The sequence below is a fragment of the Candidatus Campbellbacteria bacterium genome (genome assembly GCA_034521025.1).
GTDB lineage: Bacteria > Patescibacteriota > Minisyncoccia > Phycocordibacterales > JAXHMZ01 > JAXHMZ01.
Map to the genome: position 1 here is coordinate 200,741 of JAXHMZ010000005.1, position 12,736 is coordinate 213,476.

14 protein-coding genes are annotated in these 12,736 nt (G+C 44.0%); 10 read left to right on the forward strand and 4 right to left on the reverse strand.

All coding sequences use genetic code 11. The annotated features are described in order from the left end of the window. Positions 1-8: 8 nt before the first annotated feature. Genes U5L75_03495 through pgk form a run of 4 tightly spaced genes read left to right on the forward strand, consistent with a single transcriptional unit; the run spans position 9 to position 3,361 of the window. A complete protein-coding gene (locus U5L75_03495; GenBank protein ID MDZ7726616.1) occupies positions 9-800 on the forward strand; it encodes a hypothetical protein in 792 nt (263 codons plus the stop codon). 19 nt (positions 801-819) lie between these two features. Continuing rightward, positions 820-1,326: a hypothetical protein gene (locus tag U5L75_03500; GenBank protein ID MDZ7726617.1), complete on the forward strand. Its 507-nt coding sequence runs from the start codon at positions 820-822 to the stop codon at positions 1,324-1,326. Between the two features lie 45 nt (positions 1,327-1,371). Continuing rightward, on the forward strand, positions 1,372-2,250 hold the full coding sequence (gene tpiA / locus U5L75_03505; GenBank protein ID MDZ7726618.1) for a triose-phosphate isomerase: 879 nt from the start codon (positions 1,372-1,374) through the stop codon (positions 2,248-2,250). Continuing rightward, on the forward strand, positions 2,237-3,361 hold the full coding sequence (gene pgk, locus U5L75_03510) for a phosphoglycerate kinase (GenBank protein MDZ7726619.1): 1,125 nt from the start codon (positions 2,237-2,239) through the stop codon (positions 3,359-3,361). The genes tpiA and pgk overlap by 14 nt, the downstream gene beginning before the upstream one ends. A 29-nt stretch (positions 3,362-3,390) precedes the next feature. Here the strand turns inward: pgk and U5L75_03515 are convergent, their stop codons facing one another. Then, positions 3,391-3,798 (reverse strand): HIT family protein, encoded by a 408-nt coding sequence (locus tag U5L75_03515; protein MDZ7726620.1) that lies wholly within the window; start codon positions 3,796-3,798, stop codon positions 3,391-3,393. Positions 3,799-3,943: 145 nt separating this feature from the next. Between U5L75_03515 and recJ the strand changes: the two genes are divergently transcribed. Continuing rightward, on the forward strand, positions 3,944-5,671 hold the full coding sequence (recJ, locus tag U5L75_03520; GenBank protein MDZ7726621.1) for a single-stranded-DNA-specific exonuclease RecJ: 1,728 nt from the start codon (positions 3,944-3,946) through the stop codon (positions 5,669-5,671). Here the strand turns inward: recJ and U5L75_03525 are convergent. Continuing rightward, positions 5,654-6,052: a hypothetical protein gene (locus U5L75_03525; GenBank protein ID MDZ7726622.1), complete on the reverse strand. Its 399-nt coding sequence runs from the start codon at positions 6,050-6,052 to the stop codon at positions 5,654-5,656. The two genes, recJ and U5L75_03525, sit on opposite strands and share 18 nt — an antisense overlap. 567 nt (positions 6,053-6,619) lie before the next feature. After that, positions 6,620-6,913 (reverse strand): hypothetical protein, encoded by a 294-nt coding sequence (locus U5L75_03530; GenBank protein MDZ7726623.1) that lies wholly within the window; start codon positions 6,911-6,913, stop codon positions 6,620-6,622. Between the two features lie 75 nt (positions 6,914-6,988). On the opposite strand from U5L75_03530, the gene rnhA reads away from it, so the two are divergent. Beyond that, positions 6,989-7,717: a ribonuclease HI gene (gene rnhA, locus U5L75_03535; protein ID MDZ7726624.1), complete on the forward strand. Its 729-nt coding sequence runs from the start codon at positions 6,989-6,991 to the stop codon at positions 7,715-7,717. Between the two features lie 8 nt (positions 7,718-7,725). Continuing rightward, positions 7,726-9,285: a ComEC/Rec2 family competence protein gene (locus tag U5L75_03540; GenBank protein ID MDZ7726625.1), complete on the forward strand. Its 1,560-nt coding sequence runs from the start codon at positions 7,726-7,728 to the stop codon at positions 9,283-9,285. A 42-nt stretch (positions 9,286-9,327) separates the two neighbouring features. On the opposite strand, the gene U5L75_03545 is transcribed toward U5L75_03540, so the two are convergent. Next, a complete protein-coding gene (locus U5L75_03545; GenBank protein ID MDZ7726626.1) occupies positions 9,328-9,921 on the reverse strand; it encodes a Fe-Mn family superoxide dismutase in 594 nt (197 codons plus the stop codon). A 51-nt stretch (positions 9,922-9,972) separates the two neighbouring features. On the opposite strand from U5L75_03545, the gene U5L75_03550 reads away from it, so the two are divergent. From U5L75_03550 to U5L75_03560, 3 genes are all read left to right on the forward strand, one after another. Beyond that, on the forward strand, positions 9,973-10,851 hold the full coding sequence (locus U5L75_03550) for a ComEC/Rec2 family competence protein (protein ID MDZ7726627.1): 879 nt from the start codon (positions 9,973-9,975) through the stop codon (positions 10,849-10,851). Between the two features lie 422 nt (positions 10,852-11,273). Beyond that, entirely contained in the window at positions 11,274-12,458 is a 1,185-nt protein-coding gene (locus U5L75_03555; GenBank protein ID MDZ7726628.1) for a hypothetical protein, read from the forward strand. 35 nt (positions 12,459-12,493) lie between these two features. Further along, on the forward strand, positions 12,494-12,703 hold the full coding sequence (locus U5L75_03560) for a hypothetical protein (GenBank protein MDZ7726629.1): 210 nt from the start codon (positions 12,494-12,496) through the stop codon (positions 12,701-12,703). Positions 12,704-12,736 lie beyond the last annotated feature (33 nt).

Sequence of the window (12,736 nt, forward strand, 5' to 3'; positions counted from 1 at the left end):
TTTGACCTATGAAAATTTTTGAGAAAAAAATTCAAGACAAGTCTATTTTGAATAAAAGAAAGCCACAGGAAAGCGGTTTTGTGATGTTAACGGTTGTTGTAATATTCCTCTTTATTTCTCTGGGAGCGGCTTTGTCTATAGCGGCTGTGGTTTATCGGCAACATCAAATTGTCAATAACGGGGTACGTTCAGCCCAGAGTTTGTATGCCTCGGAGTCACTTCAAGATGATATATTTTATCGTTTTACAACCGGAAAAGATGTTTCTCCAAACGAGACGCTAGAATTAAACGGCGCGGTAGCTAACGCTACAATTGAAGATATTTCTGACGGAAAACGCTCTACTAGCATTGGCGACGCGGAGAACCGAATAAGAAAGACGGAAATGGTTGTAAATGAAGGTAGTGGCGCCTCGTTTTTTTATGGAGTTCAATCGGGAAGGGGCGGTTTTACTTTGCAAAACAACGCCGAAGTTATCGGCAATATATACTCTAACGGTACAGTTGAAGGCGCGGGGAATAATGTAGAGGGAGACGTTGTCTCCGCGACAGATTCAGGGCTTATAAGTGGTATAACCACTAACTATTCTGCCTATGCGCATAGGATAGAGGATTCTGATATAGGACAAGACGCATATTACCAAAGTATCTTCAATACCAGCGTGGGAGGCAATGAATATCCGGGCAGTGATGATCTTCCGGAAATTGACTTGCCGATTTCTGATGAGCAAATTGAGGATTGGGAGGAAGGAGCCGAAAGCGGCGGGGTTATTTCCTCGCCATGTCCCTTATCAAGTAGGTGATTCAGAGGTTTTAGGTCCCGTGAAGATAACTTGCGATGTCGAGGTAAGCGGAAATGATGTGTGGTTAGAAGGTCCGGTATGGGTAGAAGGAAACATCGAATTTACCGGTAATTCTGCTATCAATATCGATCCGTCGCTCGGAGAGAAGAGCGTAGCTATCATAGCCGACAAACAGAGCGACAGAGAATCTTCGAGCAGGATCCAAATTAGCAACAACCTAGAGTTCAATGGATCTGGTGAAGATAGTTCTTATATCCTTTTGATCTCGCAAAACAATAGTGCCGAAAACGGAGGCGGCACTGACGCTATAAAACTTCAAAACAACGCCGAAGGTGATCTTCTTTTGTACGCGGGGCATGGTTCAATTACAATTGATAACAACACCGATCTCACCGAAGTCACTGCTTATCGTATACACATCCAAAACAATGCTACGGTCAGATACGAATCTGGATTGGCAGACTTGGTTTTTTCTACGGGTCCTTCCGGTGGTTATTCTTTAAAGTCACTCGAGGAAATACAGTAAAGACAGCTCCCAAAAAACACATTTCTCGTGGTAAACTAATTGCATATGCCCAAAAACAACGTCTATTCCTCTCAAAAGAAAAAGAAAACGAAATCAGTAGAAGTTAAGAAAAAACAAACTAAACCAAGCGTCTCCGGGGTGGAGACAAAGAAAAAAGATATGCTAGTAGCGGCAAACTGGAAGATGAATCCGGGCGAAATCGCTCTAGCCAAGAAGCTTTTCCTCGGAGTAAAGGAGGGAATGCGCAAGATCAAAAAGACCGAGGTGGTGGTATGTCCGCCTTTTGTCTATTTGGATACTTTGCTAGATCTCTATACGGGGAAAAAGATAGGATTTGGAGCGCAAACTTGCTTTTCGGAGAAAGAAGGATCTTACACCGGAGAAGTCAGCGCCGGAATGATACAAAGCTTGGGAGCAAGATATGTCATATTAGGACACTCGGAACGTCGGGCTATGGGGGAAACGGATAAGGATGTGCGAGAGAGAGTTCAGCGGGTGCTCGAAGTTGGTCTTACTCCGATAGTTTGCATAGGTGAGCATGAACGCGACAATGACGGAAAGTATCTTGAGGTTATAAAGGATCAACTACAAGAGCTTTTTTATGGAATGTCTCGTGATTGGATGAAAAATGTCATCATCGCCTATGAGCCTATTTGGGCTATTGGCAAAAGTAGTAACGAGTCGGTAACTCCGCACGCCCTACACGAAACAGCTATATATATTCGCAAGGTACTAGCAGGTCTGTTTGATAAAAAATCAGCAATAAGCCAGACAATTCTTTATGGTGGATCGGTAGAACCTAACAACGCCTCAGAGTTAATAGACGGAACGCAGGTGAACGGATTTCTCGTCGGCCACGCTTCGCTTGAATCTCAAGACTTTTTACAAATTGTGGAGGAAGTTGAAAAATATGCACAACGATAACGATTTGCCATTACTCAGAAATGCGGATATATCTAGTGGACAAAAAGTTCTAGTCAGGGTTGATTTTAATGTTCCGGTTGATAAGGACGAAGTTAGAAGCGACTTTAGGATCAAACGTTCTCTAGAGACCATTGATTTTTTGCGTGAGAAAGGTGCCAAGGTAATTTTAATGAGCCATATCACTGACGTTGATACTTTAGAGCCGGTATCGCACTATTTAAAGGACTTTATTCCCCATATATTTATAGAGGATCTTTATGACGAAAAAGACAGGTCGGCCTTAGACGGGCTTGAGAACGGAGAAGTAGCTCTACTGGAAAATCTGCGCAGAAACTCCGGCGAAAAAGAAAACAATGAAGATTTTTCTCGCGATCTTGCAGATCTAGCAGATGTATATGTAAACGACGCTTTCGCGGTGTCGCACCGAGAGCATGCCTCGGTTGTAGGAGTACCCAAGCTTATGAAAGGTTGCGCGGGGTTCCTCATTGAAGAAGAAGTAAAGGAGCTTTCGCGAGCGATTGACCCAAAGCACCCTTTTTTGTTCATTTTGGGAGGAGCTAAGTTCGAAACAAAAATGCCTCTTATAGAGCGCTTTCTTGATATAGCGGACACTCTTTTAGTCGGAGGAGCTCTAGCAAATGATCTATATAAAGCCGAAGGCCTCGGTATTGGCCAGTCTCTTACCTCAAAGGCCGTTGATCTTGAAAAGGTATTCACTGATCCTAAGGTTCTCACTCCAAAAGAGGTGATCGTAGAGCGTGACGGAGAAGCTCACAAGATAAATGTTCAAGACGTGCGCGAAGAAGATATCATATCCGACGTGTCGGCGGAGTGGATTCGTACTCTGGAGGAAAAAATGGCCGACTCTGAAACCATTCTCTGGAATGGTCCTTTTGGCAACTATGAAGCGGGTTACTCCGAAGGTTCGGAAATGATCGCCAAGCTCATTGCCGAATCCAATGCGCATTCCATTGTTGGGGGAGGAGACACTCTTGCTATAATCGGCAATCTCGGGATCAGCGATAAGCTCGGATTTATCTCCACCGGCGGCGGTGCTATGCTTGACTTCCTAGCCAACGGCACGTTGCCAGGGATCGAGGTGTTGAAATGATATCCGAGGATCTTATCCTGTCGCGAGCTCTACAATTTGGAAGATATTTTTTCTCTAAATTCCTCTGCCTCTCCTTCCGCATATTCTTTTTTAGGCCAGTGCGATAGACCGTCGTTTGTATATCTCGGTATTACGTGTACGTGGTAGTGAAAAACTTCTTGTCCGGCCGCGGGGCCATTGTTGTTTGAGATATTTGTTCCCTCGGAATCCAGGGCTTCTTTCTGTGCTAGAGCTATTTTCTTTGCTGTTCTGTATACGTGCGAATACGTATCAAACTCGGCATCGAAAATATTTACTACGTGTTCTTTGGGAACCACCAGTGTATGCCCTTTGTTCACGGGTTTTATATCAAGAAAAGCGAGCGTATGTTCATCCTCATAAACTATATCTGCCGGAAATTCTTTTTTAACTATTTTGCAAAAAATACAATCATTCATACATAAAGTATACCAAATACAACATTTTAATACTAAAAAACGAAAATAAATGCTTCAATCTATAGATTGAAGCATTTATTTTGGCTTATTTAAGCCCTTTTTCAAGCTAAGCATTAAGGCGTTCGGTCGTGCTACAATGGCTCCTATGGGTAAGTCTATTATATTTGAGGAGAAGTCTAAAAAAGTTCCGAAGGGGGTATTGAAAGGCTATTCAGCGGTAGCTAGAACGCTTCTTTACAATCGTGGCTTCACCGACGAAAGAGAAGTCGAAGATCTTTTAAAAGGAAACTACGAAGAAGGAACGCACGATCCTTATCTTATGCTGGGAATGGATGTTGCGGTTGAAAGAATAGTGAAAGCCCTAAAGAACGATGAAAAGATCGCTATCTTTTCTGACTATGACGCTGACGGGGTGCCGGGAGCCGTAGTTCTGCGGGAGTTTTTAGAGAAGATCGGTTTTAGCAATATAGAGTCTTATATTCCGCATCGTGGCATTGAAGGTTTCGGACTGAATAATACGGCTATCGCTGAATTAAAGGACAAGGGGGTGACACTTTTGATCACGGTTGATTGTGGCATTGCTGATATTGAGGAGGTCTCATACGCTCAAAGCGAAGGAATAGACGTCATTATAAGTGATCACCACATCTCTCCCGAGGAACCGCCGCCTGCTATTGCGATACTTAACCCCAAGCAACCGTCTTGCAAATATCCGTTTGATGAACTTTGCGGAGCAGGTGTGGTGTATAAATTAGTTCAAGCTCTGATAGCTCACGAAGAAGTTTCGTTTTCGATTGGGCAGGAAAAATGGTTGCTTGATCTGGTCGGTATAGCAACTCTTGCCGATATGGTTCCGTTGGTGGACGAGAACAGAATATTCGCTCGCTATGGCCTTCTGGTGCTAAATAAGGGACGTCGTCTGGGTCTGCGAGAGTTGCTTTCACAAGCCAAGGTGGACTATCGGACTATCTCAGAGGATGATGTTTCGTTTACCATCGCGCCGAGAATAAACGCCGCCAGTCGAATGTCGCATCCTGATATTGCCTTCGGTCTCCTGTTTGCCAAGACTCGCAAAGAAGCGATGGAACAAGCGGCAAAGCTCGAAGAGATAAACAAAGAGCGCAAAACTTTGGTTGCTCGTATAGCAAAGGAGGTCAAAAAGAAATTTGCTGATCGCAAGCCCGGACCGGTATTGGTAACCGGCAATCCGCGCTGGAAACCGGGCATACTCGGACTTATTGCCAACTCGCTCTCTGACAGTTTCGAGCGGCCGGCTTTTGTTTGGGGCAGAGAAGGAGAATCGGGAAGTATAAAGGGTTCGGTTCGCTCAGACGGAATTATGAATGTGGTTGAAATTATGAAGTCTTTGCCCGAAGAGACCTTCATAAACTATGGCGGACACGCTTTTTCCGGAGGATTTTCAATAGAGCTTGAAAAGGTACATTCTCTAGAGGGTCTTTTAAATGATGCGGCACGCACCACAAAAGAAACGGACGAAGAGGAGCTGTCGTCCGCCAAACGATATTTTGATATGAGCGTCAAATCGGAAGAAATAGAATCTGGTCTTTTTGAGGAAGTTCTTTCCTTGTCACCGTTTGGAGTAGGATTTGAAAAACCGATATTTAAGATAGAAGACGTAGAAGTTGTTTCGGTCAAAGAGTTTGGTAAAGATAAGAATCATCTAGGGATCGATTTCAAAGGAAAAAACGGCAAAGTTTTCAACGCGATAGGATTTTTTATGACAAAAGACAGCTTTTCTTTAGATATTGAGCCTGGCAAAACAATAACTATTTATGGTGCATTAGAAAAGAGTTTCTTTAGGGGTAGAGCAGAATATCGTGTCCGGATCGAACACCTAGAAGAGCATATTTAAAAGAATTACCCCGAGAAATAGTCCCGGGGCAATTGAAGCTTGGGTTCTTGGCGCCGTAGGGCGCTTCACCTCCCTACGGCGTTTCCCTTTTGGGGTATCACCGACCTTCCACAGCCTGGTTTCGGGGTGATATTTCGGTTTGAAGATGCGGACGTCGTGGCTCCGCACAAACCTTCCGTTCCCAGTTTTGACGGTTTCAATAAATGATCCGTCCTCTGCGTAGGTCATATATTTGGGATCATTTCCGATTCCGCCACTTGGGTGCAGTACGATATCACCCGGCTCCAGAAACTTAGCACATGTCCAGATTAGTACCTCTTCTCCAAACGAATGTTGGGTTTGCTCTTCTCGAGTCATCGGACTTGCTAGTCTTGGATCCATTTAAAGATCTCCTCTCGGTCTTTATAAAAACATTTTTTGTGAATATGTCAAATATTATCTAGCGATAAAAGGACCCAACCTATGATAAGGTCGGGCCCGAATGTTTCTTATGCGCTCATCTCAGGGAGTAGCCCAGCATAATCCATCTGTGGGAATTCGGGAATTTGGTCCTCGTTCTCAACTCTACGAAGGATTTTCAAGTATCCAGCGTTAAAGCAAAAGTCAACAAAACAGACTTCGTGCTCTTCATCGAGGCCAATCACCTTCCCAATTTCCGGCAGTCGATAAGCTTTGCCAGGCTTCATCTTGTTAGCGCACTTGAACATGAGTCCTCCCGGACTTCGCGGTCAATAACCGCGAGGCGTGTACCAGTAAGACCCCTATTGTCCTACTCGTCTCACGCACTTGAGGTTCTCTCTAAAACGTTTCCTGTGCGAATATCATTCACACGAGGGCCTATATATTGAAACCTCCTTTCCGAGCTTTTTATAGCATATTTTTGGAAATATGGTCAATTTTTTGACGTGAATAAAAAGAGCGCAAGGTTGTCCTTGCGCTCAGAGTGACTCAATTGTCATTTTCCTCTTCTTCCAACTTATTTTCCTCTTCTGCTATTTCTTTTTTTACGTCCTCAAGCTCTCTTCGAAGCTTGCTGTTGGTCTTGCCGAGTCCCTTGATCTTGATCCGATAGTCATGGATCTTCTTTTGAATGCCGGCGAGGCGCTCTCTCAATTCGTCTTTGTGGCGCCGTAGGTTACTTATGTGCTGCCGCCTCTTTTCTTTTTCGTTAAGCGCCTCTGCGACGACAATCACCGTGACCTCCTTTCCCAGGACTAGACCTTCTCCTATTAAAAGGAACAAATCAGAGTTATTTTTATCATACCACGGTTTTTTGTCAAAATGAGCTTCTCTGGCTTGTAATGATATACTGAAAAAATGAAAACGATTTATATTTTTACTGATGGCGCGTCAAAGGGGAATCCTGGTCCGGGTGGCTGGGGAGCGGTTTTGGTTGCCGGAAACGAAGTTAAAGAAATAGGTGGCTTTGAAGAGAACACGACCAATAATCGTATGGAATTGATCGCGGCAATAAAAGCTTTGGAAGAGGTAAGAAGCAACGAAACAAACTCAAAAGAAATAAACGTCTTTTCTGATTCTTCTTACCTTATAAACGGGATCACGAAATGGATCTATGGCTGGCAGAAAAAGAATTGGAAAACTACAACTAAAAAGGATGTCGCAAACAGCGGTCTTTGGGAGCGCCTTTGGGAGGTCCAAAAAAACAGGAATATAAACTGGAAATACGTTCCCGGACACAGTGATGTTGCCGGAAACGAAAGAGCGAATGATATCGCCGAAGAGTTTGCTAGAGGAAAAGACCCCGATCTCTTCAGAGGTCCGGAAGAGTCTTACCAGATCGGGCTAGTCAGTAACGAGAAGCCCCTAGGAAGGGACGGGCAAATTTCTGATCTAGAAAAAGCGAGGGAGAGTAAAGGCAAGAATAAAGGCAAGGCGTATTCTTATGTATCGCTCTTAGATGGCAAGATAAAGACGCATAGTACTTGGCAAGAGTGCGAAAAAAGAGTAAAAGGCAAACCGGCTCTTTATAAAAAAGCAATGTCAAAGGAAGACGAAAAAAATATCATCAGTGAGTTTCGCGGTTAAAAGTATATATGCTGAAATTCAGATTCTTTATTCTTCCAATTTCTCTTTTTGGGGTGGCTTCAGGTCTGTTTTTGTTTGAATTTTTGGGATTGGGAGAATATTTTATCCTTTTCCTCCTTTTAATAATTTTTAGCGTAGTTTTTATAGCTTTTGCGTTCAGGGCTGAAAGAAATCTGAAAGTTTTGATCGTTTTCTCATCACTGTTTTTTCTCAGCGTCATTTTTGGTTTAATTCGCGCCAATTTATCTGAAAAAGAGTTTATTCTGTCTCGTCATTCGGGTGAAAGGATCGAAGTAATGGGTACTGTTATGAACGACCCGGAAGACCGCGGGTCTTATTTATTTGTGATCTTGGAAGCTGATTTTATCCGGACGGATAAAGTGTGCGCCTCTGTTAGTGAGCGAGTGCTAGTCAGGACGGATCGTTTTGAACCGATATCTTATGGTGACAATTTGCGTGTTCGGGGGTTAATTGAAAGGCCGGAGCCGTTCGTTACTGACACTGATAGAGTATTTGCTTATGATGAGTTTTTAGAAAAAGATAATATCGGCGCGGTAATTTCTTTTGCTTCCGTGGACGTTATTTCTTCTGGCGATGGTAATCTTATAAAACAAATGCTTTTTTCTCTAAAGAATGAATATCTAGATACGGTGTCTCGCTATGTTCCGGACCCGGAGTCATCTCTCCTCGGTGGTTTAACGGTAGGTGCCAAGCAGTCTCTCGGCGAAGAGTTAGAAAAAGACTTTCGCTCAACCGGCATCATTCATATTGTCGTTCTTTCCGGATACAACGTAGTGATAATAGCTGAAGCAATTTTTATTTTATTGCGATATTTTTCAACCAGAGTCAGAGTGTCGTTGGGGATCATTGCGGTGAGCTTCTTTGCCGTTCTTGTTGGCGGAGGAGCTACTGTGGTGCGCGCTTCTATAATGGCGATAGCCGCTTTAGTTGGAAGGGCGTTGGGGCGGGAAGTTCTTGCGATCCAGACATTGTTTTTTGCCGCCATTGCTATGCTAATTTTTAATCCATCTCTCTTGCTTTATGATCCGTCTTTTCAACTATCTTTTATGGCGACTCTCGGCCTCATTCTTTTATCAAAACCCCTTGAGAAATATCTCCATTGGGTACGATACAAGTGGCTTCGCGACATAACGACCGCAACGGTAGCGACACAGTTGGCGGTTTTGCCTTTGCTAATTTACTTAGTCGGAGAAGTTTCTCTTGTTGCTCTGCCGGTCAATCTTCTGGTTCTGCCAAGTGTACCACCGGCTATGTTACTCGGATTCCTTACCGGAATTTTCGGCTCTATTCCGTTTATCTCTCTTGTTCTCGGACCCGTATTCGGGGCTCTGTCCTTTTTCTTCTTGAGTTATGAGTTGTTAGTAATTGAAGTTTTTGCTGCTCTGCCTTTCGCTTCTCTAAGATTGCCCCACTTTCCCTTTGTGTTTGTGTTGAGTTTATACGCGTTACTCGGTTTTTTCACTTTGGTGGTTTCTCGTCCTGGCGCGGTCAGAAAAAATATACTACTAGATGTTTCTCATTTATTTTTGGGAAAAAGAGAAAAATGAAAGCCCGCTTTTACGGACTTTTAAAATTGAATCGCTCGGGGTTTAGGATCGCGCGCTTTGGAATCTCTCTTCCGGAACTCGCCAGTTGGTGTTTTTCATTACTGCTTCAACGTAACTGCTCTTTTCGCTCGGAGCGTAGTCCAGCATAAAGGCGTGCTCCCACATATCAATTCCAAAGATGAATTGCGCGCTGTTTAGGTGTCCAAGGTGTTGCTCATCTATCCAGCTGTTTAGCAACCTGTCTTTTTCACGATCGTAATAAAGGATCGCGAATCCGATGCCGCGCATACCTGTTAAGTAAACGATGTCCTCCTTCCAGGTCTCGACAGAACCAAAGTCCTCTTCAAGTTTTTGAGCAAGGGGGCTTTCCGGATCTATCTCCTGAATACCTTCCGTGAACTGCTCAAAGAAATATTCGTGGTTGCGCATTCCTCCGAATTCAAAGGCGAAACGCCTGCGCGCCTCTAGAAGAGCGTATTTGTTATTCTCATCGCCACGAAGGGACTCTATAAGATCCAGAACTTTATTGGTATTCTTTACGTAACCTGAGTAGAGACCCAGGTGGGTGTCCATTGTTTTCTCGGAGATCCCTTCGAGCGCGTGGAACTCGAATTGTTGTTCGCTATAGTGATTCATAAGTTTTACTGTTAGCTTGTAATTAATCACATTGTAACACGCTTACCACCTATGAGATCCTTCAGGTCTTTATTAATACTCCTTACTTTCATCTCCTTTTTTGTAGCGGTGGCGTTGTGGCTCGTCCTATTTATTCACTCAATAGAGAAACCGCTGGAGGTGGTTTTTCTCGATGTAGGGCAGGGAGACGCTATTTTTATAGAAACACCCAAGGGCGAAGAAATTCTAATAGATGGCGGTAGAGATAACTCGGTGTTGCGTGGGCTTTCGCAAGTTATGCCGTTCTGGGATCGCTCGATCGATCTTGTCATAGCGACTCACCCGGACGCTGATCATATCGGCGGAATTGTTGACGTCCTAAGAAGGTATAAAGTGAAAGCTATTCTTGATACAGAAGTAGAAAACGACACCCCGGCCTTCATTTCATATTCTCAAGAAGTTCAAAAGGAAAAAGCTCGATCGATAGATCCTGTGCGAGGCTCGCAGTTATTTTTTGACAATGTTGTTCTGACTATTTTGTCAAAAGAATCTAGTGTGACAAGCGACCCCAACGATGCTTCGATCATTGTCCGTCTTGACTATGGCGAGACAAGCTTTTTGTTAACTGGTGACGCGGACAAGAAGACGGAGCGAGAGTTGTTGGGTTTTTACGATGCTCTTGAAGCAGATGTTTTAAAGGTGGGACACCACGGCTCAAGTACTTCTACCGCGAGCGAATTCGTCTCGGCTGTTTCACCGGAGTTCGCTGTTATATCAGTGGGCGAAGACAATTCCTATGGCCACCCAACCGATGAAGTGCTCAATACTTTAGAGAAACAAGAAGTAGAAATTCTGCGGACCGACGAAGACGGTATGATCAGATTTGAAAGTAATGGCGATATTCTCGTACAAAAGGACCCCGGATTTTTCCAAAAGTTAATAGGAATATAATTATTTAATCACACTTGACAAAAGTATGCTTATGATATATAAAGTAGACCGACGTCCTTTTCAAACGGGAGGAGAAGAAGATGCGCGGAAGCAATAACTCGCACAAAGGTGTTCCTCGGGACGCGGATTGCGCTGTAAAGCCAACCTGCGCTCGCCCAAAGCCCTCTGGCCAAGCGAAGCGTGATGCCGCTCGTAGGCTGCGCCAGGGGCTTAAGCAGAGAGATCGTCTCGTAACAGAGACGGCTTTCGAGGAAACCCCAAGAGAGGATACCGCAGAGCCGCGTCGCTCCACTTCCGCGATGTCTGTCTGAGCGTATACATAACGTTCTGACATCAGATAGCCCCGAGTTTAACAGCTCGGGGTTTTTTATTTAGGCAACTTTAGTGTTCGATTTTCGCGCAAATTTATATATAATGGCGGTATGGAACAAATGCCCCAACATCCGGATCGTCCCGACCACAATGAGCACATACCATATGATGAGTCGCCGGCGGCTAGAATAGAAAATCCATACTTTTTTTCTGAAAGTAAAGAAGGTGGCAAGGGTCTTAACTCCTACATTGAAAAGCGTTCTCTAAAGCGCGTAGAAAAAGAACGCAAAGGAGAAGAGAGCCAAGAAGAATACACGTCTCGTATGGGAAGGGCACTTGACTACACGATGGGTTTTCTCCCTAAAGCCGCCGGTAGTCTATATGAATTTCGTCAACAAAATAAAGCCAAAGAAAGCGGTGAACGTCGTCGCGTGGACGCCGAAAAACTTCTCCCGATAGTAGAGTTCCAAAACAAGATAGTCTCAATACTTTCCGGGCTTAGTCCGGAGGATCGTTATAAATATGTGAAAGCTTCTCGGGTCGCTCTAAACGAATGGTTTGAAAAGGAAAACATAGACAAAGAAATTCGATCAGAAATGCGCACTACATTTGATGGTTGCGAGGCGGTTTGCGGGTATATGGATAAACGCAAAGAAGAACTGGGTGAAAATGTGAGCTTTTTTACTGATGTCTATTTGGATTGGAAGTATGGGATTGACCTGGTGGAGTTTAGTCCTCGTGAGAATAAAGAGGCGCTAGATATGCGGCTTGTACAGAATAAGTCTTCATTCGGATCAAATGAAGATGTGGCAAAAGATCAAGAACGCCACTATTCTTGGGTTCAAAATGAACTTCTCGGTATGAACGATGTTCTGGATCGATTTTCCGAAGTGGTTGAAGCTGAATATAACTCGGAGCACCAAAAAGATCTGCGTAAGGTTTTGGCGGACTCGTTTGCTGACTCGGCGCTCGCAGCGCTTGAAATAAAACAGGGGGAGAATGAAGTCGGCTCGGAGTCAAACAAAGATAGACAGTTCTTAGAAAACGAAAGTGAATTATCCCGACTTGCCTTTGCGCTCTCTTTCCAGGAAGACGGCGAAAAGGAGAGTACCTTAGGAAATATAGCTGAGGAAATTAAAAATGAAGAGAGCGAGGACTTCATAAACAAAATTCCGATATCTAGGATATACTCTGTCTTTGCGGTGAATGATGAAACGCCAGGAAATCCGGCTTTGTTGTACTCAGAAGGTAGAGATGGAAGAAATTTGTTCACGGGAGTTGAGCAAAGTGTATAACTTTACAAATCTTTATTTTTATAGTATAAATGTTCATGGAGGACACAATGAATAACAAGCCAGCAAACCAAAATGGAAACGAGGCAGACACTGCCTCGTCTCGAAGTGAGATAAAGATCGCGGTAGATGAGCTTATGGAGAAAATGGTGCCCGAGCTTAAGGCGGTAATTGATAACGATGAACTCAGCGACGAAGCAGGGCGCGAGAAAATTGAAGCCATTCGCGAACGATTTACATCTCAGTAGACGGAGGTAAATGTGAAGGCAAAGCGATTGCTC

Excerpts from the sequence above, each read along its gene's own strand:
- U5L75_03560 (MDZ7726629.1), top strand. The coding sequence starts at position 12,494 with ATGGAGGACACAATGAATAACAAGCCAGCAAACCAAAATGGAAACGAG.
- U5L75_03515 (MDZ7726620.1), bottom strand. The coding sequence starts at position 3,798 with ATGAATGATTGTATTTTTTGCAAAATAGTTAAAAAAGAATTTCCGGCA.
- rnhA (MDZ7726624.1), top strand. The coding sequence starts at position 6,989 with ATGAAAACGATTTATATTTTTACTGATGGCGCGTCAAAGGGGAATCCT.
- tpiA (MDZ7726618.1), top strand. The coding sequence starts at position 1,372 with ATGCCCAAAAACAACGTCTATTCCTCTCAAAAGAAAAAGAAAACGAAA.
- U5L75_03550 (MDZ7726627.1), top strand. The coding sequence starts at position 9,973 with ATGAGATCCTTCAGGTCTTTATTAATACTCCTTACTTTCATCTCCTTT.
- U5L75_03555 (MDZ7726628.1), top strand. The coding sequence starts at position 11,274 with ATGGAACAAATGCCCCAACATCCGGATCGTCCCGACCACAATGAGCAC.
- pgk (MDZ7726619.1), top strand. The coding sequence starts at position 2,237 with ATGCACAACGATAACGATTTGCCATTACTCAGAAATGCGGATATATCT.
- recJ (MDZ7726621.1), top strand. The coding sequence starts at position 3,944 with ATGGGTAAGTCTATTATATTTGAGGAGAAGTCTAAAAAAGTTCCGAAG.
- U5L75_03495 (MDZ7726616.1), top strand. The coding sequence starts at position 9 with ATGAAAATTTTTGAGAAAAAAATTCAAGACAAGTCTATTTTGAATAAA.
- U5L75_03545 (MDZ7726626.1), bottom strand. The coding sequence starts at position 9,921 with ATGAATCACTATAGCGAACAACAATTCGAGTTCCACGCGCTCGAAGGG.
- U5L75_03525 (MDZ7726622.1), bottom strand. The coding sequence starts at position 6,052 with ATGGATCCAAGACTAGCAAGTCCGATGACTCGAGAAGAGCAAACCCAA.
- U5L75_03540 (MDZ7726625.1), top strand. The coding sequence starts at position 7,726 with ATGCTGAAATTCAGATTCTTTATTCTTCCAATTTCTCTTTTTGGGGTG.